We start from the raw sequence: 25,081 nt of genomic DNA, 5'->3' as shown, positions 1-25,081 counted from the left end.
AAAATCCTTTTCCGATGAACCGCGTCCCGCCGATCTTTTTCCCCACGGACTTCCATCAAGCGAACGAACGTTTTACGACAAACAAAAACAACCCAATTGCCTCGCGGCCGACAGCTTTTTATTTTTCCACGTCTCCGCGAGAACTTTCGATGCGTCTTTACGCCACGTAAACGCCTTTTTTGTACACTTCCATGACGGGACTGACGCCGGCGTGATAAGCCAGGATCGTCGGCGAATCGCCGTCAAGCAGCAAAAAGTCGGCCTGTTTGCCGATCTCCAGGCTGCCGACTCTGTCCTGCAGGCCGACGGACCAGGCGGCGTTGAGCGTGCAGCCGGTCAGCGCCTCTTCTACGGTCATGTTCATGTTCATCACCGCCAGGCCGAAGACGAACGGCATCGACTCGCAGAAGCAGGAGCCGGGGTTGCAGTCGGTGGCCAGCGCCACGGGCACGCCCAGTGCGATCATGCGGCGCGCGTCGGCGTAGGGCTTGCGCAGGCTGTATGCCGTGGCGGGCAGCACGTCGGCGATGACGCCGGCTTCCGCCATGGCCCTGAGATTCTTTTCGTTGGCCGCCAGCAGGTGTTCGGCCGAGGCGACGCGAAGTTCCGCCGCCAGCCCCGCGCCCTGCGTGTCGTCCACTTCGTCGGCGTGGATGCGCAGCTTCATGCCCAGCGTGCGAGCCGCTTCGAGGATGCGGCGGCTCTGCGGCACGGTGTACACGCCCGTCTCGCAGAACACGTCGCAGTAGCGCGCGATGCCCTGTTTTTTAACGGCGGGCAGCATTTCATCGACGAGAATATCGACGAAATCGTCGGCGCGCCCCTTGTATTCCGTGGGCACGGCGTGGGCACCCATGAACGTGGGCACGATGTCCAGCGGCGTCTCCTCGCCGAGGCGGGCGATCACGCGCAGCATTTTCAGTTCCTCGGCGGTGTCCAGGCCGTAACCGCTTTTCACTTCCATGGTCGTAGTGCCGAAGTTCAAGGCCGAGAGCACGTTCTCGCGCGTGGTCTCGAACAGTTCCTCCTCGCTGGCCGCCTTGACGGCGTTGACGCTGGAAAGGATGCCGCCGCCCGCGCCGAGGATCTCCAGATACGTTTTGCCCTGCAGGCGCATCGTGAATTCCTTTTCGCGCCGCGCCGCAAAGCAGATGTGCGTATGCGGATCGACGAAGCCGGGAATCATCGCCGCGCCCTCGCAGTTGCGCTCCTCTTCGATCTCCGCGTCCTTCGCGGCGAGAGCCGCGCGCACTTCCGCCTCGTCGCCGACGGCGGCGATCAGGCCGCCCTCGACGAACAGCGCGCCCTTCTCCCACGACGCGACGCGCCCCTGCGCGGCCCCCGCCGCCGGCGCGCCGCCCATCAGCGGCGTGGCGATCGCCGCGTTGTAAAACAGTTTTCCGCTCATCCCTTCGCCTCCTTTTGAATCGTTACATCAACGAAGCGATCTCTGCCGCCGCGCTTTTCAGCGCCGGCAGCAGATCGGCTTCCCAGTTCCCGAACGTTCCCGCCACGCCGGCGATGCCCAGCTGCGCCACGAAATGGCCATGACGGTCGTACAGCGGCACGCTCAGATCCTCGGCGTTGGCCATCCACTCTTCGCGCGAATGGGCGCAGCCCGCGCGCCGGATCCCGGCGACGCGCTCCCGCAGCCGCGGCGCGTCGGCCGCCGAGCCGTCGGGCATTTTCAGCGGCGAGGCCAGGATCCGCTCGCGCAGGCTCGTCTCGCAGAACGCCAGCAGTACCAGCCCCGTGGCGCCGGCGCAGAGCGGCACGCTCATGCCCTCGCGCGCCACGAACTTGACGGCGATCTCCGGCTCTTCGGTGTGGACGCACAGGCCGCCCGTGCCCTCGATCACGCTCAGGATCGCGGTTTTCCCCGTGCGTTCCACAAGCCGCCGCATCGGCTCTCTGGCGCAGCGTACCAGCGCCTCGAAGAGCACGGGGCGGTGGTTGAGCAGGAAGAAACGAAGCCCGGCGCGGTAGACGCCGCTTTCCGCATCCTGGACCGCCCAGCCGTAGGATTCCAGCGCCGCCAGAAAACGATGCGCCGTACTGCGCGGAACGCCCGCCGCCGCAGCCAGGTCGCGCACGCTCGTCACCCGTTCGGAACGCACCAGCGCCTCCATCAGGCGAACGACTTTGCCCACGGCGTCGTTTTTGCTCTGCTGTCCTGTCGAATCCATCATGAACCTCCAAAAGTGGGACGCTCCGTCTTAAAAATTGTTTAATATAACTATACTAAAAAAATATCCCTTGTCAATCGAGAAAAAAGAGAAACTTAGATTTTCTTCATTCGGCGCCGATGATTTGGCGCGCTACGGCTCAATGGCACGGGTCCGTATCATTCGGATGAGGCTGGCCGGCCCGATGCCGGCGGGATTTTTGCATTAAAATGAGGGAAGTTCCTCCGCGCTGCGGCGCAAAAGAGCTTCCCTCGTTGAGTTTTTCTGAAAAAATCACTTCCACTGCGTTTCCAGCGACAGGATCGTATAGCGGTTCCGCTGTTTGGTCTTGGGCGTGACCCAGGCCTCGAACGTGGCGGGGCGGTCGCTCTCGTCCTCGACGTTGTAGATATCGCCGGTCATGCGCAGCATCCCGGCTTCTTCGAAGACTTGCTTCACCTGCGCGTAATAGACGGACTCGCCGTCGGCGCCCTCGAAGTGGTAGAGTTTCCCGTCGTAATGGAAGTCGGAACCCTCCATGTTGCGATTCTTCAGATCGATGTCGAAATACTTTTTCACCGTCTCGGCCACGAATTTTCCGTCGATCGTCAGCGAGCCGTACGGGCAGTTTTTGTCGGCGCAGCGTTTGACGCGGCTTTTGAAGTTGTTCACGTAATTGTGCCAGACGCCGAAACGGATCAGCTCGGCCAGACCTTCTTCGCTCTTCATGTGCAGCAGGCCGTCGCTGCCGTCTTCCCCCACGTCGAAGCCGTAGTAGCCCAGCTCGGTGAAATTGCTCAGGAAGATGCTCATCCTTTTCAGTTCCGCCGCGCCGGGATCCAGCGTTTTCGCCCCGGCCGAGGCCGCGGCGCAGGCAGCCAGCGCGCACGCTGCCATCACGCGTGCAAACTTTTTCATCTTCATTCGCTCCTTTCGTCGCTCTCGTCTCTCTCGTCTCGACGCCCGAAGCCCTCTTCCGGCTTCCGTCGGACCACGTTTTAAAATTACAAAGAATATAACACGGGCGAAAGATCTCGGCAAGCGGCCAAAATCAATCTGCTGGCGCGCCGTTTTCGCCTTCGCTGCCGCGCTTTCGTTATTGCAGCCACGCGCCCACGCCCTGCGCTTCGATCTGCTTTTTGGAGGGCAGACCGTTCACCGCCAGCGGCGCGCCGGTCAGTTCGGGAAACTTTTCGAACCAGACTCTCAACACTTCCGCCGTGATACCGACGCGCTCTTCGAGCGGATGTCTGGCGTCGCGGAGCGGATCGGCGCCGACTGCATGCGCGTTCATCGCCGGATTGGGCGTTTCGCTGAGAAACGGGACGCAGGGCGTCCCTTCGCCGATCTCGTAGTGGGAGATGCCCCGAAAGCCGGGGACGGACTGTTCGGGCTTGAGAGAAACGCCTCGCTCTTCGAGCTCCAGGATCATCTCGATACATGGCTCGAGGTATTTCGGATGAGTGACCAGAGAGTAAGAGAGCGAACCGCCGGGATGTTTTTTGCCGTCGCGGGGATCGAACACTTCCTCCGGCGCGGTCGCTTCGTGCATGTCGAGACAGGAACCGGGCTTTTCGCGGCGGATCAGCTCCATGACGCCGAACGTCACCATCTGCGCCGGCGTTCCGTCGGCGACGCCGGGATAATTGCGGTTGACGTTGCGCCATTCGGAGCCGTCTTTGTGAACGTAACCGAGCGGGTGGACGAAATGTTCGGGGTCGCTCTCGCCTTTCTTCAGCGGTATGCGGCGATCGCCGTAATACAGCCAGCGCTTGCCCTGGCGGCTTTCGAACGGCAGCTGATGGGGCACTTGCCCGAGCGCGTCCGGCACCGACATGCCGGCGGCGTTCAGACAGGGGATGACGAACAGCTTGCCCTGTTCGACTTCCGCGTTTTCGAGAAGAACTTCCGCCGTCAGCACGCCGCCGATCTCGCGCGGATGCGTCCCCGCCAGGATCAGCGCCGTCGCGCCCGGCTTCTTGCCCTCCATCACGTAGACCGCCGTGTCGTAATCGGTGCCTCTGAGATTGGGATTGTAGTCGGAAAGCCATTTGATCCCCGTCACGCCGTATCCCGGCCGCACGTCCAGCCGAAAAGCCGCCCGCGCCGCCGCGCCGTTCAAAGCTAAAACCGCCGCCATCCCGGCGGCTGCCGCAAATTTTTGAAAACGTGTGCAGACCATTTTTGTCCCCCTCCGTTGGATTTCGTTGCCGCATTCCACGCTGTGCCGTTATTCTTCCGGGATCATTATACCAACGTCTGCGACTTTCTACGCGGATGGTGATAAAATAAAAGCACCTTAAAAGCGGAGGTGTCACATGAAAAAATTTCTCGGTGTGATTTTGTTCCTGGCGGTTTCATGCTGCACGGCAGTTCAGGCGAAGGATTATCACGTGGCGGCGCGGGTGAAGGAAGCGCAGGCGGCCGTGGATAAAATGATCCGCTCCAAATCGGCGGCGGGACTGGCACAGTCAGTCAAGGAAGGCGTCGGCGTGGCCATTTTCCCCAACGTCGTCAAGGCGGGACTCATCGTCGGCGGCCGTTACGGCGAGGGGTTGATGCTGCGTCATGATCCCAAGACGGGCCAATGGTACGGACCGGCGTTTTTCAGCATCAGCGGCGGGTCGGTCGGACTGCAGGTCGGCGCTTCTTCGACGGCGCTGGTTTTGACCGTCAACAATGAAAAAGGCATGAAGGCATTCCGCGGCGGCACCTTCACGCTGGGGGCCGACGTCGCTGCCGTGGCCGGCCCGAGCGGACGCAACTCCTACGTCGGCACCAACATCAACGCCGACGCGCCGATCTTCAGCTACTCGATCACCAAAGGCGTTTTCGCCGGCGTGGCCCTCGACGGCTCGGTGATCAGCGAACTGCCCCGCGTCAACGACGCCTGCTGGGGCAGACACCTGAACAACGTCCAGATCTTTCACCGCAGACCGGCGCGCAAGGACGTGCAGGCGCTGATCAGAAAACTCAACCAGCTGATTTCCCTGGCAAAGTAAACTCGTTCTTTCGGTCCCGGAATAAAAAAGCGCAGACCCTTGATCCCAAAGGTCTGCGCTTTTTTGTTTTTCGCGGTAAAAAATGGAGCCGACTGCCTTGCTAGAAATATCTATGAATAGTTGTAAATACTGAATTAATATGTTTGTATTCGCGGCTTTAGTCACCGAAAAGTCACCATTATGATGCCGGTTTGCACTTTTTGCCCTCGTTATTTTGATGAGTTCTGCTGCGTAGCTTCACAGCGTTCTTTTATAGCAATGCTGGGTAAAACCTCTAATTCTATATCTTCACAGATTTGTCCTTCGAGTTGCTCAAGTTCGCGATCTAATGCGCTAGACAGGGAACTTTTATTCTCATCCTGTATTGGGAGAGATAAAGATGTTTTCATAGACCTGCCTCCTTTATTGAGCATATCATTGTTTTTTTGCCACGGTTATTTAATCTCGCGATATAGAAAAAGCTAATGGCAAAACTACTATGTATGGGAATAAAAACACAACGCCTGTTAATAGCCATGGCCATTGCCAAACTTTAAGAGCCCCAACAATCCCAAGAACTGTTCCTACAACTGGGATATACGATAGGGGAATAGAAATTAGTAAACAGAAAAACCAATTCCAATCTAGCCAATACCGTAACCCTTGATAAAAAGCCACTGTTTGAACAACTCCTAAACTAAAATAAACGATCATAAAAAAGGCCGTTGCTGTGTTGTGTAATAAGTTTTTGTTGTTCATTTATGTGCTACTCTCCTTTCTTGGGGATCGTCATTCCACGGCACACTTTGCCTATATATCTGAACCGTCCGGTTTCAACGTCTTCTTTTGTAAATCTCTTAACGGGGTATTTAAGGGAAGCGGAACGCAATTCCCCTCCATCGCAATGACGATTCCAGTAGATCCATTTCACCATCCAGTCGCCGTCGAGTTCCGCAATAATAACATCTCCGTTATCCGCTTCGGCAATGGGATTCACTAAAACCTGACAGCCGTCGGGAATGCCGGCTTCTTCCATGGAGTCGCCGCTAATGCGTACAATAAACGGGCTTTCTCCCGGCTCCGTGGAATATTGGCCGCCCAGCAGCCACACAGGGATTTCAAGCTCTTCTCTTACGACGCCTTCCACTGACACCGCTCCCATTCCCGCGCAGGCGGACATGAAATCTTCGTACACTGGAACTTTAATGCTACCGTTCATTCCATAATGCTCGATAATTTCAACGCGCTCTTCCTTCGGGGAGGGCGCGGTTTTGTTTTCAAACCCGCCTGCTTCGGCTCCACTCACCAAAGATGTAACCGGCACTTCCAATACTAAAGCTATTTTTTCAAGTTCGCTGAGTCTCGGTTCTCGTTTCCCCGCTTCCCAACGACGCACAGAGTCGATAGACACTCCTACGCGCTGGGCGAGGTCTATCTGATTCAAACCTTTGTCTTTTCGTAGTCGCCGCAACAAGTCTTTAAGCATGTAAAATTCCCCTCCTTATTTAATAATGCCATTTGGCTAGGTTAAATTCAACTCGCAGTATAGCATTATTTTCCTCTTGACAATGCCATTTGGCGTTATATAATAGCGATAAATAATGCTAAATGGCATTAAATAACAAGAGAGAGGGGGGAGCGATTTTGGAGAGCCTGAAACAAAGACGCTTAAGTTTAGGTTTCACGCAAGCAAAACTCGCAGAGTTAAGTGGGCTAAGCATCGACAGCATTCGGCGCTATGAACATGAGGAACGCATTCCTCGCGCTGGAGATTTAAAGACCTTGGCATCAGTGCTTAGAACGACACCCAACGACCTGCTGGGCGTAAATGAAAAAAGCCCCGGCGAGTAGCCGAGGCGGAGGAAGGGGAGAAACAACTATGACAGCGGGGGACGCGATACTGCAGGAAATCGCCGTGAAGACGGCGAAGATTCTGCGCCCATTGATGCGGGACATTATCCGCGAGGCGTTCGAAGATGCCGAGAAGGCGCGCCCCGCGGTGCAGGTAACGCCGACGCTGGAGCGGGAGCCGAAAACGCTGACGGCCAAAGACCTGAAAAGGATCTTCAAGGTCGGAGACTCAACGCTGAATGCCGGCGTGACGGATGGGCGCTTCCCGCCGCCAGTCAGCGGCGGCGGCGCGGTCGGCAGCCAGCGGCGGCGCTGGAACGCCCAGGACGTGTACGACACCGTGCGCCTGGGGCGATGGGATAAGGTGCTCAACGAACGGACGCCGAACATGGCGAAGGAGGCGAGGGCGCATGGACGCGGAGCTTAATCGAATTCTATGCGAGCTTTTTGTAGAGGCGCTGGCATACGCCGGCATAATGCTCGGGGCTTACTGGGTAGTAAGCACGTTGTGGAAAAGAAGGAGGAGCTAGGAATGGATAAGAAATTTGTTTGGTACCGCATCGGAGCAGATATTATTCTCGCGCCGGCTGCGCCGCTTCCGGAACTGCCGGAGATCCCCCGCGGGGCGCTTGTCATCATCGAAGGCCGCGCGCCGGTCTGGCGCTATGGCATGGCGTTCCACCGCCTGCACGGGCTAGCTTCGGCTGTAGCTGTGTACGATCCCCGTCTGGGCGCGGTGGTCGTCGCCTCGCACACGGCGGAGTACTGCGAGGGCGACATCCTCGACGTCGCCCCGCCGGAGGACGATGCAAAATGACCCTCTACGGCCCCGAGTCGCGCTGCGGCCGCCGCCTGCGGTGGTGGGAGCTGCTGCGGATGGCGCTGGAGGCGTTGCTGGAATGATGACAAGGAAGGGAGACAAAAAATGACTAACGAAGAGTACGTGCGCTTGCAGGACATGTGGCTCAAAGCGACAGGAGTTAGAGAAGGCTGTTGGGTAAAGGTGTTGCGGGCTGTTAAAAACCATGAAAGCGGTTGGGGTAATTCCTGGGCGCCTGAAATGGATATGCTTGTAGGGCGAACTATGCAAGTGAAAGATGTGCGCTCCTTACAAGGCATCGCTTTGGGCATAGACGGAGACAGTTCTCTGTTTTACTTCTTTCCATTTTTTGTCCTCGAACCCACAGAAGCGCCAAAGAAGAAGTATGAGTTTAAGCCGTTCGAGCAGGTGCTCGTGAGAGATGAAGATTCAGAAGTGTGGGATGCAAACCTCTTTAATTACACGAGAGGCGACGGTGGGGGACCGTTTGAATGCGTTAGCTGCGCATGGCACCAGTGCATCCCCTACGCTGGACACGAACATCTACTCGGCACGACGGACGAGCCCGAGGACTGGGCGAAGTACTACGACAAGGCGTGCTACGACAAGGAGTGAGCAAATGAGCGCAAAAAAAAACAGAGCCGTCCACGGCGGCAACCGCGAGCGGCTCACAGAACCGGCGAGAACAATGACTAGCTCTCGCCTCTGATTATAACACAGGAGGATTAGGTCATGAATTTTGATCCGGAGACCATGAAAGTCACTATTTGTTCCAAACGCAAAGGGCTGGGGTTCAGCGTCGATCTGAAGGGCGGCCACTTCGACTGCACCGAGTGCCGCGGCACGGGGCGCGTCCTCGTCCAGACGATCAAAGACGAGTTCACGATGGACTCTCTCGACGAGGATCGCCCCTTCGACCGGGAGATCATGAAGGTACAGGTCTGCAAGTCATGCCGGGGGCTTGGGCATATCGATTACGGCACAGAAGAACGCGAATGCAAAGACTGCCACGGCGCCGGTCGGGTAGTCGAACAGAAAATACAGCACGAGTACCAGCTGCATCATCTTGAAGGATTCGAGGAGGAATAAATATGGATATCAAGATCACCATCGCCTTTGAAGAAAAAGAACGGGGAATCCTCAGCGACTTCATCAAAGCCATGACCCTCATTGCCGATGCGCAGAAGACCACCGGCACGCCAGGCGCGAAAACTCCGGAGCCAGACGCCTTCGATCTTCCCGCCGACGAGGAAAAGCCGGCCAAAAAGAAGAAGGCCAAGGCCAAGACGCCGCCGGCCGAAGCCCCCGCGCCAGAGGAACCCGACGATCCCGAGCCGGAAACGGATCTTGCGGCCGTAACCGCTGACCCCGACGCGCAGCGCGCCGAGGTGAAGGACCTGATCCAGAAGTCCGTGCTTACCGACTGCCGCGACGGTATCGTGGCCCTGCTGCAGAAGTACGGCGTCAAAAAGGCCAGCGCCGTTCCGGACGACAAGATCGGCGACTTCCTCGCCGATCTGCGGGAGGTGTGCGCGGCATGACGAAAACGCCGGATCACGCCGCGCGGGCTCACGCGCTGCTGAGTCCCAGCTCGGCACACCGATGGCTGGCCTGTACGCCCTCGGCGCTGCTGGAAGCCGGGGAACCCGACAGGACGACCAGCTTCAGCGAGGAGGGAACGCTGGCGCACGAGTTCGCGGAAGTGTATCTGCGCGACGAACCCTGGGCGGAAGAAACACTTAAGAAGCTTCGGGCTCATGAGCTCTACGCCCCGGAGATGGAGGAACACGCCAAAGATTATGCCTCGTATGTCCGCGGCAAGATGGGCGCGGGCGCGCTGGCGGTGGAGCGGCGGCTCGACCTGAACGGCTGGGCGCCCGGCAGCTTCGGCACGGCCGACTGCCTGATCCTGTCCGACGAGCGGCTGACCGTTATCGACTACAAGTACGGCAAAGGCGTCAAGGTCGAAGCCGACAACAACCCGCAGCTGAAGCTGTACGCCCTGGGGGCTCTGGACGTCTTCGGCTTCGCCTACGACATGCCGCGCGTCGAGCTCGACATCTTTCAGCCGCGGCTGGACAACGTCAGCGAATGGGAGATCGACCGGTCCGACCTGATCGGATGGGGCAACGCCTACGCCAGGCCGCACGCCGAAATGGCGGCCAAAGGCGAAGGCTACCCCATGGCCGGAACGCACTGCCAGTTCTGCCGCTACGCCAAAAAGTGCAAGACGCTGGCGGAGTACAGCCTGGCCGTTGTCTCGGAAGACTTCGAGGATGAGAGCGGCCGACTCGACACCAACGAGCTGAAGCCTTCGGACTGGCAGCTCATCCTCACGCGCGCGCCGATCGTCAAGAGGTGGCTCGAGCTCGTCGACGGCGAGGCCCTGAACAAGCTTATGGCCGACCCGAAGAGCATCCCCGGTTTCAAAGTCGTGGAGGGCCGCAGCGTGAGGAAGTACAACGACACCGCCGTCTGCGCCGAACTGCTCGCCGCGGCCGGCTACAAGCCCGAAGAGTTCAACAAGCCCGCGGAGCTGAAAGGCGTCACGGATATGACTAAGCTGCTCGGTTCGAAGAAATTCAACGAGATCCTCGGATCCCAGATCGTCAAGCCCCAGGGCAAACCGACCGTCGTCCCCATGAACGACAAGCGCCCCGTGTTCCAACCCGCCATCGGCGAAGACTTCGCCGACGAATCGTTATTCTAAAAAGGAGACCATAAAAATGTCCGAAAGAATCGTTCTGCACGACGTCCGCATCTCGTACGCCCACGTGTTCCAGCCCCACGCCTTCGAAGGGCAGGAACCCAAGTACAGCGCTCAGTTCATCCTGCCGAAGGATCATCCGGAAGCAAAGAAGTTTTACACCGCCCTCGTCGAAAAGGCGAAGGAGAAATGGCCGGCCAAGGTCGCGAACGGCAAGTTCCCCGGCTCGCTGACCTGCCCGCTGCGCGACGGCGACGCGGAATTCGAAGACCGCGAGGAGTATCAGGGATGCTATTTCTTCAACGCCCGCAGCGCCAAGCGCCCGCAACTCTTCCAGCCTGACAAGAGCCAGCTCACCGAAGACGACAACCTGCTCTTCTCCGGCGACTACGTCAACGTCTCGGTCAGTCTGTTCGCCTACGACAAAGGCGGCAACCGCGGCGTCGGCGTCGCCCTGCTGGGCGTCCAGTTCAAACGCAAGGGCGAACCGCTGGGCGGCCCCGGCGACTGCACCGACGACTTCGAGGAAGAGGAAGCCGAGGCCGCGGCCAATGACGACCTCTTCTAGGCGGGTGCTGCATCTCGACTTAGAAACCTACTGCGACGAGGATCTGGGGAAGCGCGGCGTACATAAGTACGCCGCTTCTCCATCCTGCGAGATCCTGCTGCTCTCATACGCGCTGGACGACGGCCCTGTCGTCACCTGCGACGCGACGGAATCCAGTTTCAAAGAGAAGTACAAGACTTTCCGGCGCCTTTTCGCCGATAAAGGCATCGTCAAAGCGGCTCACAACGCCGTCTTCGAGATGACGGTCTTATCCCGCAAAGGCTTTGTCATCCGCCCCGACGAGTGGCTGTGCACCATGGCTCTGGCCAATTACGCCGGACTGCCGCCGTCGCTGGCGGCGCTGTCCAATGTCCTGCACCTGTTCGACAAGGGCAAGATGACCATCGGCACGCAGCTGGTCAACTACTTTTCCAAACCCTGCAAGCCGACGAAGGCCAACGGCGGCCGCACGCGCAACCTGCCGAAGGATGATCCCGAGCGCTGGGCGGCGTTCAAGGAATACAACCGGCGCGACGTGGAAGCGGAGCGCGAGGTGTACAAGCGCCTGATCAAATTTGACCAACCGGAGGCGGAGCGCCGTGTGTTCCTCCTGGACTACGAGATCAACCGCCGCGGCATCGGCGTCGATCGCCGACTGGCCGAACAGGCCGTGAAGATGTCGGAACAAGTCACCGACGCCGCCGTAACGGAGTTGAAACGCCTTACCGGACTGGGCAACCCGAACAGCGTCGTTCAGTTCAAATCCTGGCTGGCCGAAAAGGGCGCCGCCGTCGAAAGCCTCACGAAGACCGCAGCCGAAGCACTGCGGGACAGCGTCGAAGACCCGCTGATCAAGCGGGCGGTGGGACTGAAACTCTCGGTCAGCAAGGCGTCGGTCAAAAAGTACGACGCCATGCTGAGAGCTTATAACGCCTCGAGCGAAATCGAAGGCTTCGGCACAGTCAACGGCGCGTTCCAGTACTACGGCGCTAACCGGACCGGGCGCTGGGCGGGGCGGCTGGTGCAGCTGCAAAACCTGCGGCGCAACAGCCTGCCGAATCTCGACGTCGCCCGGACGCTGGTCAGGTCCGGCGACTACAACGGCCTGCGTCTGGCCTACGACGATTACGACACATCGGAGATCCTCGGCCAGCTGGTGCGCACGGCGTTTATCCCGACGCCAGGAAACAAGTTCATCGTCGCCGACTTCTCGGCGATCGAAGCCCGAGTGATCGCCTGGCTGGCGGGCGAGCGCTGGCGGATGGAGGCGTTCGCCCGCGGCGAAGACATCTACAAAAGCAGCTACTCGCAGGCGTTCGGCGTTCCTGTCGATCAGATCACGAAGGAAATGCGCCAAAAAGGGAAGATCATGGAGCTCGCATGTGGCTACGGCGGATCGGTAGGCGCTCTCAAGGCGTTCGGCGCCGACAGGCTGGGCCTGAACGACGACGAGCTGAAGCACCTGGTCAACCGCTGGCGTTCGGCCAGCCCGAACATCGTGCGCTTCTGGCACAGGATCGAGAACGCCGGCAAGGACGCCATCGACGAAGGACGAACGACGCGCTTCAAGCCGGGACTGAAAATCGGTTACGAAACAGGACGCCTGAAGATCACGCTGCCGTCCGGGCGCAGTCTGTACTACCAGGACGCGAAGCTGGAACCGGGGAAGTACGGCCCGATGATCACCTACATGGACATAAACCAGGTGTCGCGCCACTGGGACCGGGCCGACACGCACGGCGGGAAGCTGGCGGAGAACGTCACGCAGGCCGTCGCGCGCGACTGTCTGGCAGCGGCCATGCTCCGCTTGAACGACGCCGGATACAAGATCGTATCTCACATACACGACGAGGTCGTCATAGACGCGCCGCAGGGGGCCAAAGTTTCCGAGGTGGAGAAGATCATGGGCGAACCTGTTTTATGGGCTCCCGGGCTGCTCCTGACGGCCCACGGGTACGAAGGAAGATATTACTTCAAGGATTAGGAGGTGGCTCATGGGTAAAGAACTGACTTTCAGTTTGGCCATGGGCCGGAGCCGGCTGCAGAAAAGATTCCGCAACGAATCCTGGTCTTGGGGCCAGCTGCTCGAACGAGTACGGAACGTCAAGCGCACCGGGGAGACCATGGCCGAATACGCGGCTATGCCGAAGGACAAGCGCAGCGAGCTGAAGGACGCCGGGGCTTTTATCGGCGGTTTCCTCAGGGGCGGCAGCCGCAAGGACGTCGTCAACCGGCAGCTGATCTGTCTTGACGTAGACTTCGCCGATCCGAAAGCGCCTGTCTGGGCGGCATGGGAACAGAAATTCGGCCGCCGCGCGCTGATGTATCCGACGCACAGCAGCACGCCCGAGACGCCGCGTTACCGTCTGGTGATCCCGCTGACAGAAGCCGTGCCGGCGGAGCAGTATCAGCCGATCGCCCGGAAGATCGCCGAAGCGCTGGGCATCGAACAGTTCGACGACACGACCTACGAGCCGCAGAGGATCATGTACTGGCCGTCGGTTCCGAAGGACGCGCCGTTCGAGGCGCTGAGCCTCGACGGAGACGTTCTGACGCCAGGCGAGGTGCTGGGGCTATATCGGGACTGGCGCGATGTGTCGCAGTGGCCGGTCAGCGAGCGGGCGGAAAAAGTACGCCTCCGGGAGCGGAAAAAGATGCAGCCCATCGCCGAGAAACGCGGCGTCGTGGGCGCGTTCTGCCGCGCCTGGCCGATCGAAGAGGCGATCGCGCAGTTCGTCCCCGACTACGCGCCAAGCGAGACGGTTCCCGGGCGGTACACCTACGTCAAAGGCACGACCAGCAACGGCGTCGTGATCTACGAGGATTCGTACAGTTTCAGCCACCACGACACGGACCCCGCAGGAGGCGTGGAGTGCAACGCCTTCGACCTGGTGCGGCTGCACCGCTTCAAGCAGCTGGACGCCGAAGCGAAGAAAGACACGCCGATCACGGCGCTGCCGTCGTACAAGGCTATGGTCGACTTCGCTCTGCACGACGACCGCTGTCTGGAACAGCTGAACAGGGAGCAGGCGGCGGAAGCCGCGGAGGTAGGAGACGACTTCGCCGACGAATCCGACGAACAACCGAAGGCGCCGGAAGGCTGGGAGAAGAAGCTCGAACGCGACCGAACGGGATATCCCGTCAGCACCTACAAAAACATCGAACTGATCCTGCGCTGCGACGGGAAGTTCCGCGGCCGCTTCGGCTACGACGAGTTCGCGCGGCGCGAGGTGGCCCTGAGGGATCTGCCCTGGCGCAAGGTGACGAAGGGCGACAACGGCCTGAAAGACATCGATGACGCGGAAATACGGCTCTGGTTCGGCAAGAAGTACCACATCAACGGCAGGGACAAGATCTGGGACTGCGTCCTGCACGAGTGCCACCGGCGCTGTTTCCATCCGGTCAAGAACTATCTGGAGATGCTGCGCTGGGACGGGAAGAACCGGATCGGCTCTGTGCTGATCGACTACTTTGGCTGCGAAGACTGCGAATACATCCGCGAGATCACGAAAAAGACTTTTCTTGCGGCGGTGACGCGGATCTACGAGCCCGGGGCGCAGTTCGACACGATGCTGACGCTGAAGGGGCCTCAGGGCTGCGGGAAGAGCAGCTTTTTCCGCAAGCTCTCACGGGGCTGGTTCAGCGATTCGCTGAAAGATATCCGATCGAAGGACGCCTACGAGGGCATGCAGGGCGTGTGGATCATCGAAATGGGCGAGCTGTCGGCGCTGCGCAAGGCCGACGCCGAGGCGATCAAAAGCTTCCTGTCGGGGACGATGGACCGCTTTCGCGTCGCCTACGGACGGCGCACGGCGGAGTACCCGCGGCAGTGCATCTTCGTGGCGACGACCAACGAATGCGAGTTCCTGCGCGACCGCACGGGCAACCGGCGCTTCTGGATCGCCGACATCCCCAAAAGTGCCCGGCCGAAGAAGGACGTGTTCGCCCTGGGCGGCGGGGAGATCGATCAGATGTGGGCGGAAGCCAAAGCGCTGTACGACCTTGGCACGGAAAGCGTAGTGCTGCCGCCGCATCTGGCGAAGCAGGCGCTGGAGATCCAGGAGGCGTTCCTGCAGGACGACCCGCGCGCCGGACAGATCAAAGAGTATCTGGACCGCAAACTGCCCCGGGGCTGGGACGATATGAGCCTCGACGACCGGCGGGAATGGCTGGCCTCGAACGAGCGGGGCTCGATCCTGCGGACACGCGTCTGCGCCGCGGAGATCTGGTGCGAAGTCCTGGGTAACGGCGTAGACAGGATGAAGCGCTTCGACGCCGTGGAGATCAATCAGATTTTGGACAGTTTGAGCGGGTGGGAACGGGAAAAAGTAACATATCGAACACGTCCGTATGGCGTGGTAAAAGGATTTCGGAGAATACGTTAAATATGTGCAACTAGCTATATCATAGAAAGTTACAGCCGCCGAGCCATTGAAATTGCTAAGCCTGTGGCATCTTTGGCGCCGCCGTTTGTAACTTTCTAAGTTACAGCCTAAAGCCTTGCAATTACAAGCGTTGCTTTGTTTGTAACTTGTAACCTACTCTAAAATATTATTTATGTGTATTTAGATGAATATCAAACACGCGCGTATACGCGCGTATACGCGCGTAAGGAGATGTTGGAAGAAGGTTACAAAGTTACAGGGGCAAAAAAAACACTTACTAAGCCAGTAGGCATCAGCGTCCGCGAGTGTAACTTTCTAAGTTACAAGATGAGAGGGTTAAATTCAGGCAAGATCAGTTATTTCAATGGTTTAGAGGTTGTAGTATATACGTAACCTAACATACACAATTTGTAACTTTCTCGGAGAAAAAAAACGATGCTTGAAAAGGATCTGGAAAAGTACTTCAACGCCGCCGCAGAGCGGAAGGGGTATATGTCCTTGAAGTTCGTGTCGCCAGCATGGCGCGGCGTTCCGGACCGAATTGTCTTCGGCGCGGGGCGCTGCTACCTGGTGGAGTTCAAAAACGGTCTGGAAGGCAGGCTGTCGAAGCTGCAGGAATTCATGTTCTGGCGCTTCAAGATCCGCGGCTTTCCGGTGACGGTGCTGCGGACAAAGGAGGAGGTTGATCTGTTTGTCGACGGTCTTTCGAGCGTACGACTATCAGCGTCAGGCGATCGAGTGGATCCTTGACCATCCGCGCTGCGGACTCTTCCTGGACATGGGGCTTGGCAAGACGGTCTGTACGCTGACGGCGATCGAGACGCTGATGTACGACTCGCTGGAGATCCGCAAGACGCTGGTGATCGCGCCGCTGCGCGTGGCGCGTTCCGTCTGGGCCGAAGAGTGCCGGAAGTGGGAGCATCTGAATCACCTGCGCGTGTCCAAAGTCCTCGGTTCTCCGGAAGAACGCCGCCAGGCGCTGAAACGCAGGGCCGATATTTATGTGATCAACCGGGAGAACGTCTGCTGGCTAACGAAGAACTTCAAGTGGGACTTCGATCTGTGCGTGATCGACGAGCTGTCGAGTTTTAAGAGCCCGAGCGCGCGGCGCTTCAGATCGCTCCGCCGCGTGATCGGACAGTGCAAGCGCGTGATCGGCCTGACCGGAACGCCCGCGCCCAACGGGATGATGGATCTCTGGGCGGAGATCTTCCTTCTGGACAACGGCCAGCGCCTGGGGCGGACGCTGACCGGTTACCGGGCGAACTATTTTCACCCTGCGTGGATGTCGGGTTTCGTGGTGTATAAATACGCGATCAACGCCGGATGCGCGGAAGTCATCAGGTCGAAGATCTCCGACATCTGCATCAGCATGAACAAGCGGGACTATCTGGACATGCCGGAACGCGTGTACCAGACGGTCTGCGTGGAGCTGCCGCCGGCGGCCATGCGCCTGTACAAGGAAATGGAGCGCGACTGCCTGATCACGCTGGGCGAGAACGTCGTCACGGCCGTGAACGCCGCGGCGGCGAACACCAAACTGCAGCAGATGGCCGGCGGCGCCGTATACGCCGAAGACGACGGCGCGAAGGCGATCCACGACGCCAAACTGGAAGCGCTGGCGCAGCTGATCGAAGAAGCCAACGGGCAGCCGGTGCTGGTCTTCGTGGCCTATCGGCATGACCGGGACCGGATCAGGAAATACCTTGGCAGCGCGGTCCATGAGCTGAACACGGAGGATGACATCGCCGCATGGAACCGCGGGGAGTTCCCCGTTGTTGTGGCGCATCCGGCCAGTATCGGCCACGGGCTGAACCTGCAGCAGGGCGGCCACATCATCATCTGGTACGGTCTCACATGGAGCCTGGAGCTGTATCAGCAGGCGAACGACCGGCTGTACCGGCAGGGACAGAAGGATACCGTCAGCGTCTATCATCTCGTGGCGGCGGATACCGTAGACGAAGCGTGCATGGCGGCGCTGGCGTCGAAGGACGCCGGGCAGAACGCGCTGATGGACTATCTGAAAGCCAGACGCGAAGAGCTGAAGGAGGTAGAGGAGTTATGAACAAGTGGTTGAAACGATTGTCGAAACGGGAGTTTCTGGAACTGCACAAGAAATGCTTTACGGACCAGGCGATAAAGATGACGGACCGGGATGACGAAAACGGCGAATATGTTTTTCTCGAAGACGGTTGGGAGACGTGTGACGGTGTTTCGAAGTTGGAGACTGGGTATAGTTATTCGGATTTCAACGCGCCATATACTTTTGATGTTGACGGGGATTTTGGCGAGGTGGCAAAAAATTTTTTCGAATTTATGTTCAACCGTTTCGGTCTTCCGTATGTTATCGAATTTGTCAGCCAAAAAACCGGCGGCGCTGATATACGGGAGCTGCTGGAATTGGGGTATGGCGTGGATATATGAGGAGGAAACGGGATGTTGAATTATGTTGATCTTTTGGATTTGGAACGGAAACTCGGCGTTGGATCCGAAGATACGTTAGTGGCGAATCCCGACACGATCAATGAACGGGTATATTTCAGCGCCGAAGCAGTGGGTCGATATATCCGTTTTGCGGATAAGGTGGTTGCGGTGCTGAAAGAGCGCGTCGGGGAGCTTGAAGATCAAGCTGAAGAAATGGAGTCGAAGCAGGCTGCACGAGGTTTAGATGACTGAAGACCTGGGTGAAATCAAAAAAGTGCTGCGGTCGGTCTGGTGGACGCAGAAGCGACTCGACGCCGATCTCGAACGTTTGGCGATGCTGCGGGCCAAAGCAGCGGGTGTCCGTGGCATGGAGTATGACCGGCAGAGGGTGCACGGAGGGACGGAGCATAACGCGCTGGAGGGCGCGGCGTGCGCGATCGCGGATTGCGAGGCCAAAATCGAGGCGGAGGTCGCGCAATGGCGGGCGGCGCTGGATCGGGTGACGGGGATCATTCATGACGTCCCCTCGCCAAAATTAGCGGTGATTTTACAGATGCGGTATCTCAATCTGTGGCCGTTTGAAAAAATCGCGGTCGAGCTGGGCTACACGTGGAGGCACGTCAATCGGATGCACGTGTTGGCGCTGAAAGAAGCGAATATGGTTTATCAGGCGCAAAAAGAAAAGATGTCATAGAATGTCATAGTCTTGACGTGATATGATGTAGACTGGGAATTACGGGGAAAAAGAATAACGACAAAGGCGAGGCCGCGAAGGCCCCGCCTTTTTTCATGGGGAACGGTTAAGTTCTGTTGAATTCCGACCTGAGAGCGTTCTGCAGCGTTTGAGAGAAGTTGATGCCTCTGGCGATGGCGGTATCGTTCATCCATTTTGGAATGGTGACGGTCTTGCGCACGGCGCGATTGAAATGCCGCGCGGCGTATTCGCGTACGTCCACGGCGACGAGCGTTGCGAAAGCGTCTTGATAATCGTCGTCGAGTTCAGAGGCTACGTCGCGGGGCGACACATCGCCGAGCGCCGACGGAGCGGGCGGTGTGTCGCCGTCTTCGAACATGGCGGAAAGGACGCCTGCCAGGCAGTCGATCGCCATGGTCATGGCGTCGTCGAGCGTATCGCCGCAGGTCGAGGCGCCGTTAAGGTCGGGAAAGATCACGGAATAACGTCCGTCGGTTTCTTTGACGAATACTGCCGGGTATGAAGAGACCATATAGAATTCCTCCTTTTGCTCCTGTGTCTCGGCCGGAGCTCATTTCAGCCCGGCCTGTTTCAGGATGCTGTTTTCTGTGCCCTTCGTCAGTTCTTTGGTGTGGAAGGCGATCGTGACGACGCCTTTCTTGATCGGGTGTTTGTATTGGCGGTGTGAGCCTCGTGTCCTGTCCCAATACCATCCGTCGCGCATGATGATTTTTTCCATTTCCAGCGGTGTCTTTGGCATGCGTGTGTTCTCCTCTCAACTTGGCAAGACGAGGGTAACATATAACACGCATTAAGTCAATGCGTGTAATTTTAGTACGTGTTGGGAGGTGATCCGCGGTGAAGCCGACGGAAAAGCAGAAGCGTTTTGTTGACGAATATTTGAAAGACCTGAACGCCAGCGCGGCGGCTCGCCGTGCCGGTTACAGCGTAAAGACCGCCGACCGCATCGGGCCGGAACTGCTTGGAAAAACTTGTGTATCAAAGCTAATTGCCGAGCGGATACAGAAACGCCAGCAGCGGACGGAGATCACGCAGGACTTCGTGCTAACGAACTTAAAGGAGATCGTACAGCGGTCGATGCAGCATGAGGGCGCGGACGAATACGACCCGAGAGCGGCGGCGAAGGCGCTGGAGCTGTTGGGGAAGCACCTGGGGATGTTCACGGACAAGATCAAGCTCGAAGGTGAGCTGACTGTGTCCGGGATCCTCGACGAACTTGTTAAACGAAAGGAGGCCGGATAATGTCCGCTCTTGTTGAAATCGCGGCGGTGGTCGAGCGATGGCGGCGCAATCCGGCGGCGTTCGTGCGCGAGGCGCTGCAGGCGAGGCCGAGCAAGCAGCAGGAAGCGGCGCTGCGGGCGTTCGCGCATCCCGGGGCCCGCGTGGCGATCAAGTCCGGCCACGGCACTGGCAAAAGCACTCTGATGAGCTGGCTGATCCTCTGGGCTCTATGCTGCTTTACCGACGTCAAGTGCCCTGTGACGGCGCCGACGGCGCACCAGCTGCAGGACGTCCTCTGGACGGAAGTCCGCAAGTGGGGAGAGCGGCTACCGTCGCTGTGGCGCAACGAACTGGAAGTGACGACGGACACGATCCGATTCAAATCGTGCCCGTCGTTTGCGGTGGCGCGCACGGGCCGGAAGGAAAACTCCGAGGCGCTGCAGGGCTTCCACGCGGGCAATCTAATGTTCTTCGTCGACGAAGCCAGCGGCATCGACGACGTGGTGTTTCAGGTCGCGCAGGGCGCGCTCTCAACGCCCGGCAGCCGCATTCTCATGGCGGCCAACCCCACGCGCACGAGCGGCTACTTCTACAACGCTTTCCACCGCGACCGCGACCGCTGGACGCGGCTCACGTTCTCGTGCCTCGAATCGCCGCACGTCGCGCCGGAATACGCGCGGGAGATCGCTGAGAGTTACGGCGAGGAAAGCGACATTTACAAAGTCCGCGTGCTGGGCGAGTTCCCCGGCGCGTCCGACTTGCAGTTCATTCCCTCGTCGCTGGTGGACGCGGCCGCGGGCAAACACCTGTCCAAAGACCAGTACGGCTTCGCGCCGGTGATCTTGGGCGTGGACGTGGCGCGCTTCGGCGACGACCGCAGCACGGTCGCGATCCGTCAGGGGCTGTACGGCAATATCCTCTGGCGGGGGCGGGGCGTCGACACGATGACGTTCGCCGACAAGGTAGCGACGCTCTGGCGCGGACATGCCGCCGACGCGGTCATGATCGACGGCAACGGCGTCGGCGCGGGCGTGGTCGACCGGTTGCGGCAGATGGGGTTCGCGCCCATCGACGTGCAGTCCGGCAGCGCTTCGGCGCTGCGCAACTGTATCAACAAGCGCGCCGAGATGTGGTGGCGCCTGCGTGACTGGCTGCGCGACGGCGGCTCGATCCCCGACGACGAGGACCTGCGCGCCGACCTGACGGCGCCGGAGTATCAGTACACCGTCAAGGGGCTGGTGCAGCTCGAAAAGAAAGACGACATGAAAAAACGGGGCCTGCCGTCGCCGGATCTCGCCGACGCGCTGGCCCTGACGTTCGCCGTGCCGGTCGCGTCGAGAAACGCGGGCGCGTTCGAGCGGCGCACGGCGGATGACGATTACGATTTGTTCGCACTTTAGGAGGTGATGGGCATGGGCGGAAGCGGAAAGGCACAGTATATCCCGACGCCGTCGCCGATCCCCGGCGCGACCGACGTCTCGTCGGGAACGGCGGCCGACAGCGAGATGTTTCTGTCGAAGGCGCTGGAACGTACGCGCAAACGCCGCGGCGTGGCTTCGACGATGCGGTCGGATCAGGGCGCGGCCTCGGGCGGCGGGAAGGACAAGCTCGGTGAGTGACGATGGAAGCCAATGAACTGAAGAAGCGCCTCGAACAGCGCCGCGGCGCGCTGATGCAGGCGAAGCAGCGCATGGAGCCGCACTGGAAAAGTCTGCGCGAATACATCCAGCCGTTCCGCGGGCGCTTTACCGGCGAGAATCCCGAGCAGGCGACGCCGTCGCTGGGCTCTATCCTGTCGTCGGAAGCGCTGCGCGCCCGGCGGACGCTGGCGGCCGGCATGCAAAGCGGCCTCACGTCGCCGTCGCGGCAGTGGTTCAAGCTGACGACGCACGATCCGGAACTGTCCGAGCGTCAGGACGTGATCGAGTGGTGCGACGACGTGCAGCGCCGCATGATGACCGTCATGGCGGGCAGCTCCTTCTATCACGCGCTGCACAGCGTCTACGACGAGATCGCCGTGTTCGGCACCGGCGCGATGACGATCATGCCGGACTATGACAACGTGATGCAGTGCCGCGCGCTGACGGCTGGGACGTACTGCCTCGGAAAGGGCGCGGGCGACGCGATCGACACGATGTACCGCGATCTGTGGATGACCGCGGGGGCGATGGTCGCCGAGTTCGGCGCCGGGCAGTGCAGCGACGCCGTCGTGCAGGCGGCCGAGCGCAACCCTGATACGGTGTTCGAACTGCGTCACGCCATCGAACCCGAGACCGACCCCGCCATGCGCTGGGCATGGAGAAGCGTCTACTGGGAAGCCGCCGGCGGCCCCGACAGGCTGCTGCGCGTCTCCGGCTATCCGGTGTTCCCCGTCATGGCTCCGCGCTGGTCGGTGGCCGACGACGACATCTACGGTTACGGGCCCGGCAGCGCCGCGCTGGCCGACGTGAAGATGCTTCAGGCGCTCACGAAGGATCAGCTGGAAGCGACGCGCAAGATGGTCAATCCGCCGCTGATCGCCGACGAGGAGCTGCGCACCCGCGGAGTCACGGTCAAGCCGGGCGGCGTCACCTACATGCACACGGGCAGCGGCATCGAAGCAAAGATCCGCAGCCTCTACGACGTGCGTCTCGACCTCGGGCAGCTGGACGCCGTGCGCGGCGAGGTCAAGCGCGACATCAACAGCACGATGTACGTCGATCTCTTCCTGATGCTGGCGCGCGAAGACCGGCCGCAGATGACGGCGCGCGAGATCATCGAGCGCCACGAGGAAAAGATGCTGGCGCTCGGCCCCGTGCTCGAGCGTCTGGAATGGGAGCTGCTGACGCCCGCCATCGACCGTATCTTCGACATCATGGACGACGCGCGGCTGATCCCCCGCCGCCCGAAGCGCTGTCCGGGCGCGAGATCAAGGTCGAGTACATCTCGATCCTCGCGCAGGCGCAGCAGATGCAGGGGACGAAGGCCGAAGAACAGGTGCTGGCGTTCGCCGGATCCATGGCGGCGGCGCAGCCCGAAGTGATGGATCTGGTCGACGGCGACGAGGCGCTGCGGGAATACGCCCGCATGGTCGGCGCCCCGGCGAAGATTCTGCGCACGGAAGAGGAAGTGCAGGCGCGCCGGGCCGCGCGGGCGCAGCAGACGCGGCAACAGCAGGCAGCGGCCGAAGCGCAGCAGGCGGCGGACACGCTGGCGCAGGGGGCCCGGGGAGCGAAGACGCTCTCCGAAGTCGATCCCGGCGGCGGCGCTCTGGCGGCGCTTCTCGGCACGGACGGGGGCGCGTCGTGGTGATCGAGCGCTTGACCGATTTGACGCAGACGGCGTGCGCCGATCCGGCGTCGCGCGCGATGTTGGGAAAAGTGCTGGAAGACGCGGGCGTCCTGCGCCCGTCGTACGGCGGCGATCCCTACGAGACGGCTTACGCCGAAGGGCGGCGGGCCGTCGGACTGTTGCTGTTCGAGCTGCTTCACGCCTGCGACGAGGCGCTGCCGCTGCGCTGCATGCGCGAATACGGCCAGTGGCTCGCCCGGGCCGAAGCCGAAAACTGAGGAGGTATGTGAGTATGGAAGACAACGCGAACGCGCCCGTGGGCGCGCCGATCGAAGCGCCGGAGGGCGAAGGCAATGCCGCGGCGCAGCCTGCGGCAACAGCACCGGGGGCGAAAGCGGATGATCCGATTCGGCCGCCCGCTGACGGAGCTGAAGGAGCGCCTGCAGGCGGAGAAAACGGCGGCGGAGGACAGGGAAAAGGATCGCCTCAGCCGACGGTCCCCGACAAATACGAATTCAAGCTGCCCGAAGGATTCGTCCTCGACGAAGGCAGCGTCGCCGAGCTGACGCCGCTGCTGAAAAAGCTGAACGTCCCGCAAAAGGAAGCGCAGGAACTGGTCGATTTCCACTTCAAGGAAATGGCCCGCGTCGATTCCGAGCGGTCGGCGGCGCACGCCGCCCTGATCAAACAGTGGCAGGACGAGACGCGCAAAGACGCCGAGATCGGCGGGCAGAAGCTGAACGAAAACCTGAGCTATGCGAACCGGTTCATCTCCAAGTTCGCGGGGGCGGAATTCATCTCTCTCATGCGCGAAACGGGTCTGCAGCACAACTCGGACTTTTTGCGCTTCATGGTAAAGGCGGGCAGGGCTTTGGCGGAGGACAAATTCGTCAACGGAAGTTCGGGCGGCGCGAAGCCCTCGACGGTATCCGAACTCGGGAACCTGTGGTTCCCTGAATCTCTTGGAGGTAAAAACTGATGGCAATTCTGACCGATATGAACCCCACGCTGCTGGACGTCGCGCGCCGCACCGACCCGAACGGGAAGGTGGCGACGATCGTCGAGCTGATGAGCGCGCAGAACCCGATCCTGCAGGATATGGTGGTCGTCGAGTGCAACAACGGCATGACGCACCGCACGACGATCCGCACCGGTCTGCCCAAGGGCATGTGGCGCAAGATGTATCAGGGCGTCCAGCCCGAGAAGAGCACTACCCGCCAGGTCGACGACGTCTGCGGCATGCTCGAGACGTACAGCGAGATCGACAAGGCTCTCGCCGACATGGCCCCCGACAAGGCGGCGTTCATGCTGACGGAATCGGCGGCGTTCCTCGAAGGGCTGAACCAGACCATGGCCAACGCCACGTTCTACGGCGACACGGCGGTCACGCCCGAGCGCTTCATGGGGCTGGCGGCGCGCTACAACGCCATCGGCACGAACAGGGAAAAATCCAGCTTCAACGTCCTCGACGGCGGCGGCAAGGGCTCGGACAACACGTCCATCTGGCTGCTGTACTGGGGCGCGCAGACTGTGTGCGGCCTGTATCCCCGCGGCAGCAAGGTGGGGCTGCAGCACCGCGACCTGGGCGAAGTAACGGCTTTCGACGCCGAGGGCGGCAAGTTCCAGGCGTACCGCAGCCACTACAAGTGGGATCTGGGGCTGACCGTGCGCGACTGGCGCTACGCCGTGCGCATCGCCAACATCGACGTCAACGCCTTCGGCGGTACCGGCGGCGCCGACCTGATCGACCTGCTGGTCAAAGCGACGCACCGTATCCCCGCGTCCAAGCTCGGACGCCCCGTCATCTACTGTAACGAGACGATCGGCACGGCGCTGGATCTGCAGGCGCTGAAGAGAACGAACATGATGCTGACCTACAAAGAGGTCGACGGCGCGCCGCAGACGAATTTCCGCGGCATCCCCATCAAGACCTGCGACGCGATCCTCGACACTGAAGCCAAGGTCGGCAACGACGCATAAGGAGGCGGTACGAAA

At 60.1% G+C, this 25,081-nt stretch carries 33 protein-coding genes; 24 read left to right on the top strand and 9 right to left on the bottom strand.

Annotated features, from left to right (window positions below):
- Positions 1 to 157 precede the first annotated feature (157 nt).
- The 4 genes from hutI to RAH42_RS10815 all read right to left on the bottom strand — a co-directional run bounded on the left by hutI (position 158) and on the right by RAH42_RS10815 (position 4,347).
- Positions 158 to 1,408 (bottom strand): imidazolonepropionase, encoded by a 1,251-nt coding sequence (gene hutI / locus RAH42_RS10830; RefSeq protein WP_296425347.1) that lies wholly within the window; start codon positions 1,406 to 1,408, stop codon positions 158 to 160.
- A 22-nt stretch (positions 1,409 to 1,430) separates the two neighbouring features.
- Positions 1,431 to 2,186 carry an IclR family transcriptional regulator gene (locus RAH42_RS10825; protein WP_317539491.1) on the bottom strand — a complete coding sequence of 252 codons (756 nt, stop codon included), beginning with the start codon at positions 2,184 to 2,186 and terminating at the stop codon, positions 1,431 to 1,433.
- Between the two features lie 273 nt (positions 2,187 to 2,459).
- Positions 2,460 to 3,083: a hypothetical protein gene (locus RAH42_RS10820; protein ID WP_296425343.1), complete on the bottom strand. Its 624-nt coding sequence runs from the start codon at positions 3,081 to 3,083 to the stop codon at positions 2,460 to 2,462.
- 178 nt (positions 3,084 to 3,261) lie between these two features.
- Complete coding sequence (locus RAH42_RS10815; RefSeq protein ID WP_317539490.1) at positions 3,262 to 4,347, bottom strand: deacylase; 1,086 nt, start codon at positions 4,345 to 4,347, stop codon at positions 3,262 to 3,264.
- Between the two features lie 136 nt (positions 4,348 to 4,483).
- On the opposite strand from RAH42_RS10815, the gene RAH42_RS10810 reads away from it, so the two are divergent.
- Positions 4,484 to 5,167 (top strand): lipid-binding SYLF domain-containing protein, encoded by a 684-nt coding sequence (locus tag RAH42_RS10810; protein ID WP_296427641.1) that lies wholly within the window; start codon positions 4,484 to 4,486, stop codon positions 5,165 to 5,167.
- 209 nt (positions 5,168 to 5,376) lie between these two features.
- On the opposite strand, the gene RAH42_RS10805 is transcribed toward RAH42_RS10810, so the two are convergent.
- Genes RAH42_RS10805 through RAH42_RS10795 form a run of 3 tightly spaced genes read right to left on the bottom strand, consistent with a single transcriptional unit; the run spans position 5,377 to position 6,632 of the window.
- Positions 5,377 to 5,556 (bottom strand): hypothetical protein, encoded by a 180-nt coding sequence (locus RAH42_RS10805; RefSeq protein ID WP_317539489.1) that lies wholly within the window; start codon positions 5,554 to 5,556, stop codon positions 5,377 to 5,379.
- Positions 5,557 to 5,605: 49 nt separating this feature from the next.
- Positions 5,606 to 5,905 carry a hypothetical protein gene (locus RAH42_RS10800; RefSeq protein ID WP_317539488.1) on the bottom strand — a complete coding sequence of 100 codons (300 nt, stop codon included), beginning with the start codon at positions 5,903 to 5,905 and terminating at the stop codon, positions 5,606 to 5,608.
- A gap of 7 nt (positions 5,906 to 5,912) precedes the next feature.
- On the bottom strand, positions 5,913 to 6,632 hold the full coding sequence (locus tag RAH42_RS10795) for a LexA family transcriptional regulator (protein ID WP_317539487.1): 720 nt from the start codon (positions 6,630 to 6,632) through the stop codon (positions 5,913 to 5,915).
- Positions 6,633 to 6,754: 122 nt separating this feature from the next.
- On the opposite strand from RAH42_RS10795, the gene RAH42_RS10790 reads away from it, so the two are divergent.
- From RAH42_RS10790 to RAH42_RS10720, 15 genes are all read left to right on the top strand, one after another.
- Entirely contained in the window at positions 6,755 to 6,997 is a 243-nt protein-coding gene (locus RAH42_RS10790; RefSeq protein ID WP_317539486.1) for a helix-turn-helix transcriptional regulator, read from the top strand.
- Positions 6,998 to 7,025: 28 nt separating this feature from the next.
- Complete coding sequence (locus RAH42_RS10785) at positions 7,026 to 7,424, top strand: hypothetical protein (RefSeq protein WP_317539485.1); 399 nt, start codon at positions 7,026 to 7,028, stop codon at positions 7,422 to 7,424.
- 105 nt (positions 7,425 to 7,529) lie between these two features.
- Positions 7,530 to 7,814 (top strand): CRISPR-associated ring nuclease Crn3/Csx3, encoded by a 285-nt coding sequence (gene crn3 / locus RAH42_RS10780; protein ID WP_317539484.1) that lies wholly within the window; start codon positions 7,530 to 7,532, stop codon positions 7,812 to 7,814.
- A gap of 108 nt (positions 7,815 to 7,922) precedes the next feature.
- Positions 7,923 to 8,432 carry a hypothetical protein gene (locus RAH42_RS10775; RefSeq protein WP_317539483.1) on the top strand — a complete coding sequence of 170 codons (510 nt, stop codon included), beginning with the start codon at positions 7,923 to 7,925 and terminating at the stop codon, positions 8,430 to 8,432.
- Between the two features lie 117 nt (positions 8,433 to 8,549).
- Positions 8,550 to 8,906 carry a molecular chaperone DnaJ gene (locus RAH42_RS10770; protein ID WP_317539482.1) on the top strand — a complete coding sequence of 119 codons (357 nt, stop codon included), beginning with the start codon at positions 8,550 to 8,552 and terminating at the stop codon, positions 8,904 to 8,906.
- Between the two features lie 2 nt (positions 8,907 to 8,908).
- Positions 8,909 to 9,358, top strand: a complete 450-nt coding sequence (locus RAH42_RS10765) for a hypothetical protein (protein WP_317539481.1) — start codon at positions 8,909 to 8,911, stop codon at positions 9,356 to 9,358.
- Positions 9,355 to 10,527 (top strand): DUF2800 domain-containing protein, encoded by a 1,173-nt coding sequence (locus RAH42_RS10760; protein WP_317539480.1) that lies wholly within the window; start codon positions 9,355 to 9,357, stop codon positions 10,525 to 10,527. The genes RAH42_RS10765 and RAH42_RS10760 overlap by 4 nt, the downstream gene beginning before the upstream one ends.
- Positions 10,528 to 10,543: 16 nt before the next feature.
- Entirely contained in the window at positions 10,544 to 11,092 is a 549-nt protein-coding gene (locus RAH42_RS10755) for a DUF2815 family protein (protein WP_317539479.1), read from the top strand.
- A complete protein-coding gene (locus tag RAH42_RS10750) occupies positions 11,076 to 13,055 on the top strand; it encodes a DNA polymerase (protein WP_317539478.1) in 1,980 nt (659 codons plus the stop codon). The genes RAH42_RS10755 and RAH42_RS10750 overlap by 17 nt, the downstream gene beginning before the upstream one ends.
- A 10-nt stretch (positions 13,056 to 13,065) precedes the next feature.
- On the top strand, positions 13,066 to 15,456 hold the full coding sequence (locus tag RAH42_RS10745) for a virulence-associated E family protein (protein WP_317539477.1): 2,391 nt from the start codon (positions 13,066 to 13,068) through the stop codon (positions 15,454 to 15,456).
- A 435-nt stretch (positions 15,457 to 15,891) separates the two neighbouring features.
- Positions 15,892 to 16,206, top strand: coding sequence for a hypothetical protein (locus tag RAH42_RS10740; protein ID WP_317539476.1), 315 nt, complete (start codon positions 15,892 to 15,894; stop codon positions 16,204 to 16,206).
- Positions 16,148 to 17,521, top strand: a complete 1,374-nt coding sequence (locus RAH42_RS10735) for a DEAD/DEAH box helicase (protein WP_317539475.1) — start codon at positions 16,148 to 16,150, stop codon at positions 17,519 to 17,521. Before RAH42_RS10740 ends, RAH42_RS10735 begins: the two co-directional genes overlap by 59 nt.
- Positions 17,518 to 17,880, top strand: coding sequence for a hypothetical protein (locus RAH42_RS10730; protein ID WP_317539474.1), 363 nt, complete (start codon positions 17,518 to 17,520; stop codon positions 17,878 to 17,880). The genes RAH42_RS10735 and RAH42_RS10730 overlap by 4 nt, the downstream gene beginning before the upstream one ends.
- A 12-nt stretch (positions 17,881 to 17,892) precedes the next feature.
- Positions 17,893 to 18,132: a hypothetical protein gene (locus RAH42_RS10725; RefSeq protein ID WP_317539473.1), complete on the top strand. Its 240-nt coding sequence runs from the start codon at positions 17,893 to 17,895 to the stop codon at positions 18,130 to 18,132.
- Positions 18,125 to 18,574 carry a hypothetical protein gene (locus RAH42_RS10720; RefSeq protein ID WP_317539472.1) on the top strand — a complete coding sequence of 150 codons (450 nt, stop codon included), beginning with the start codon at positions 18,125 to 18,127 and terminating at the stop codon, positions 18,572 to 18,574. The genes RAH42_RS10725 and RAH42_RS10720 overlap by 8 nt, the downstream gene beginning before the upstream one ends.
- A gap of 106 nt (positions 18,575 to 18,680) precedes the next feature.
- On the opposite strand, the gene RAH42_RS10715 is transcribed toward RAH42_RS10720, so the two are convergent.
- Complete coding sequence (locus RAH42_RS10715) at positions 18,681 to 19,106, bottom strand: type II toxin-antitoxin system HicB family antitoxin (protein ID WP_317539471.1); 426 nt, start codon at positions 19,104 to 19,106, stop codon at positions 18,681 to 18,683.
- A gap of 39 nt (positions 19,107 to 19,145) precedes the next feature.
- The gene (locus RAH42_RS10710) at positions 19,146 to 19,334 is read right to left on the bottom strand and encodes a type II toxin-antitoxin system HicA family toxin (RefSeq protein WP_244389461.1); all 189 of its coding nucleotides are present in this window, start codon (positions 19,332 to 19,334) and stop codon (positions 19,146 to 19,148) included.
- A 98-nt stretch (positions 19,335 to 19,432) separates the two neighbouring features.
- Here RAH42_RS10710 and RAH42_RS10705 point away from each other — a divergent pair, with 98 nt between their 5' ends.
- Genes RAH42_RS10705 through RAH42_RS10670 form a run of 8 tightly spaced genes read left to right on the top strand, consistent with a single transcriptional unit; the run spans position 19,433 to position 25,066 of the window.
- Positions 19,433 to 19,837 (top strand): terminase small subunit, encoded by a 405-nt coding sequence (locus RAH42_RS10705; protein WP_244389462.1) that lies wholly within the window; start codon positions 19,433 to 19,435, stop codon positions 19,835 to 19,837.
- A complete protein-coding gene (locus RAH42_RS10700; protein ID WP_317539470.1) occupies positions 19,837 to 21,216 on the top strand; it encodes a hypothetical protein in 1,380 nt (459 codons plus the stop codon). Before RAH42_RS10705 ends, RAH42_RS10700 begins: the two co-directional genes overlap by 1 nt.
- Positions 21,217 to 21,228: 12 nt before the next feature.
- Positions 21,229 to 21,435 (top strand): hypothetical protein, encoded by a 207-nt coding sequence (locus RAH42_RS10695; protein WP_317539469.1) that lies wholly within the window; start codon positions 21,229 to 21,231, stop codon positions 21,433 to 21,435.
- Between the two features lie 2 nt (positions 21,436 to 21,437).
- Positions 21,438 to 22,838 carry a portal protein gene (locus RAH42_RS10690; protein ID WP_317539468.1) on the top strand — a complete coding sequence of 467 codons (1,401 nt, stop codon included), beginning with the start codon at positions 21,438 to 21,440 and terminating at the stop codon, positions 22,836 to 22,838.
- Positions 22,724 to 23,107, top strand: a complete 384-nt coding sequence (locus tag RAH42_RS10685) for a portal protein (RefSeq protein ID WP_317540259.1) — start codon at positions 22,724 to 22,726, stop codon at positions 23,105 to 23,107. The genes RAH42_RS10690 and RAH42_RS10685 overlap by 115 nt, the downstream gene beginning before the upstream one ends.
- A complete protein-coding gene (locus tag RAH42_RS10680) occupies positions 23,104 to 23,364 on the top strand; it encodes a hypothetical protein (RefSeq protein WP_317539467.1) in 261 nt (86 codons plus the stop codon). The genes RAH42_RS10685 and RAH42_RS10680 overlap by 4 nt, the downstream gene beginning before the upstream one ends.
- Before the next feature lie 14 nt (positions 23,365 to 23,378).
- The gene (locus RAH42_RS10675) at positions 23,379 to 24,065 is read left to right on the top strand and encodes a hypothetical protein (RefSeq protein WP_317539466.1); all 687 of its coding nucleotides are present in this window, start codon (positions 23,379 to 23,381) and stop codon (positions 24,063 to 24,065) included.
- Positions 24,065 to 25,066 carry a major capsid protein gene (locus tag RAH42_RS10670; protein ID WP_317539465.1) on the top strand — a complete coding sequence of 334 codons (1,002 nt, stop codon included), beginning with the start codon at positions 24,065 to 24,067 and terminating at the stop codon, positions 25,064 to 25,066. Before RAH42_RS10675 ends, RAH42_RS10670 begins: the two co-directional genes overlap by 1 nt.
- Positions 25,067 to 25,081: the final 15 nt, after the last annotated feature.

It is taken from the genome of Pyramidobacter sp. YE332, from assembly GCF_033060595.1.
Lineage (GTDB): Bacteria > Synergistota > Synergistia > Synergistales > Dethiosulfovibrionaceae > Pyramidobacter.
Note: the sequence above shows the minus strand (reverse complement) of the source record. Positions and strands in the feature narration are given on the sequence as shown.

What these genes read in the sequence shown, in the direction of transcription:
- hutI (WP_296425347.1), bottom strand. Translation starts at nt 1,408, where the DNA reads ATGAGCGGAAAACTGTTTTACAACGCGGCGATCGCCACGCCGCTGATG.
- RAH42_RS10825 (WP_317539491.1), bottom strand. Translation starts at nt 2,186, where the DNA reads ATGGATTCGACAGGACAGCAGAGCAAAAACGACGCCGTGGGCAAAGTC.
- RAH42_RS10820 (WP_296425343.1), bottom strand. Translation starts at nt 3,083, where the DNA reads ATGAAAAAGTTTGCACGCGTGATGGCAGCGTGCGCGCTGGCTGCCTGC.
- RAH42_RS10815 (WP_317539490.1), bottom strand. Translation starts at nt 4,347, where the DNA reads ATGGTCTGCACACGTTTTCAAAAATTTGCGGCAGCCGCCGGGATGGCG.
- RAH42_RS10810 (WP_296427641.1), top strand. Translation starts at nt 4,484, where the DNA reads ATGAAAAAATTTCTCGGTGTGATTTTGTTCCTGGCGGTTTCATGCTGC.
- RAH42_RS10805 (WP_317539489.1), bottom strand. Translation starts at nt 5,556, where the DNA reads ATGAAAACATCTTTATCTCTCCCAATACAGGATGAGAATAAAAGTTCC.
- RAH42_RS10800 (WP_317539488.1), bottom strand. Translation starts at nt 5,905, where the DNA reads ATGAACAACAAAAACTTATTACACAACACAGCAACGGCCTTTTTTATG.
- RAH42_RS10795 (WP_317539487.1), bottom strand. Translation starts at nt 6,632, where the DNA reads ATGCTTAAAGACTTGTTGCGGCGACTACGAAAAGACAAAGGTTTGAAT.
- RAH42_RS10790 (WP_317539486.1), top strand. Translation starts at nt 6,755, where the DNA reads ATGGCATTAAATAACAAGAGAGAGGGGGGAGCGATTTTGGAGAGCCTG.
- RAH42_RS10785 (WP_317539485.1), top strand. Translation starts at nt 7,026, where the DNA reads ATGACAGCGGGGGACGCGATACTGCAGGAAATCGCCGTGAAGACGGCG.
- crn3 (WP_317539484.1), top strand. Translation starts at nt 7,530, where the DNA reads ATGGATAAGAAATTTGTTTGGTACCGCATCGGAGCAGATATTATTCTC.
- RAH42_RS10775 (WP_317539483.1), top strand. Translation starts at nt 7,923, where the DNA reads ATGACTAACGAAGAGTACGTGCGCTTGCAGGACATGTGGCTCAAAGCG.
- RAH42_RS10770 (WP_317539482.1), top strand. Translation starts at nt 8,550, where the DNA reads ATGAATTTTGATCCGGAGACCATGAAAGTCACTATTTGTTCCAAACGC.
- RAH42_RS10765 (WP_317539481.1), top strand. Translation starts at nt 8,909, where the DNA reads ATGGATATCAAGATCACCATCGCCTTTGAAGAAAAAGAACGGGGAATC.
- RAH42_RS10760 (WP_317539480.1), top strand. Translation starts at nt 9,355, where the DNA reads ATGACGAAAACGCCGGATCACGCCGCGCGGGCTCACGCGCTGCTGAGT.
- RAH42_RS10755 (WP_317539479.1), top strand. Translation starts at nt 10,544, where the DNA reads ATGTCCGAAAGAATCGTTCTGCACGACGTCCGCATCTCGTACGCCCAC.
- RAH42_RS10750 (WP_317539478.1), top strand. Translation starts at nt 11,076, where the DNA reads ATGACGACCTCTTCTAGGCGGGTGCTGCATCTCGACTTAGAAACCTAC.
- RAH42_RS10745 (WP_317539477.1), top strand. Translation starts at nt 13,066, where the DNA reads ATGGGTAAAGAACTGACTTTCAGTTTGGCCATGGGCCGGAGCCGGCTG.
- RAH42_RS10740 (WP_317539476.1), top strand. Translation starts at nt 15,892, where the DNA reads ATGCTTGAAAAGGATCTGGAAAAGTACTTCAACGCCGCCGCAGAGCGG.
- RAH42_RS10730 (WP_317539474.1), top strand. Translation starts at nt 17,518, where the DNA reads ATGAACAAGTGGTTGAAACGATTGTCGAAACGGGAGTTTCTGGAACTG.
- RAH42_RS10725 (WP_317539473.1), top strand. Translation starts at nt 17,893, where the DNA reads ATGTTGAATTATGTTGATCTTTTGGATTTGGAACGGAAACTCGGCGTT.
- RAH42_RS10720 (WP_317539472.1), top strand. Translation starts at nt 18,125, where the DNA reads ATGACTGAAGACCTGGGTGAAATCAAAAAAGTGCTGCGGTCGGTCTGG.
- RAH42_RS10715 (WP_317539471.1), bottom strand. Translation starts at nt 19,106, where the DNA reads ATGGTCTCTTCATACCCGGCAGTATTCGTCAAAGAAACCGACGGACGT.
- RAH42_RS10710 (WP_244389461.1), bottom strand. Translation starts at nt 19,334, where the DNA reads ATGCCAAAGACACCGCTGGAAATGGAAAAAATCATCATGCGCGACGGA.
- RAH42_RS10700 (WP_317539470.1), top strand. Translation starts at nt 19,837, where the DNA reads ATGTCCGCTCTTGTTGAAATCGCGGCGGTGGTCGAGCGATGGCGGCGC.
- RAH42_RS10695 (WP_317539469.1), top strand. Translation starts at nt 21,229, where the DNA reads ATGGGCGGAAGCGGAAAGGCACAGTATATCCCGACGCCGTCGCCGATC.
- RAH42_RS10690 (WP_317539468.1), top strand. Translation starts at nt 21,438, where the DNA reads ATGGAAGCCAATGAACTGAAGAAGCGCCTCGAACAGCGCCGCGGCGCG.
- RAH42_RS10675 (WP_317539466.1), top strand. Translation starts at nt 23,379, where the DNA reads ATGGAAGACAACGCGAACGCGCCCGTGGGCGCGCCGATCGAAGCGCCG.
- RAH42_RS10670 (WP_317539465.1), top strand. Translation starts at nt 24,065, where the DNA reads ATGGCAATTCTGACCGATATGAACCCCACGCTGCTGGACGTCGCGCGC.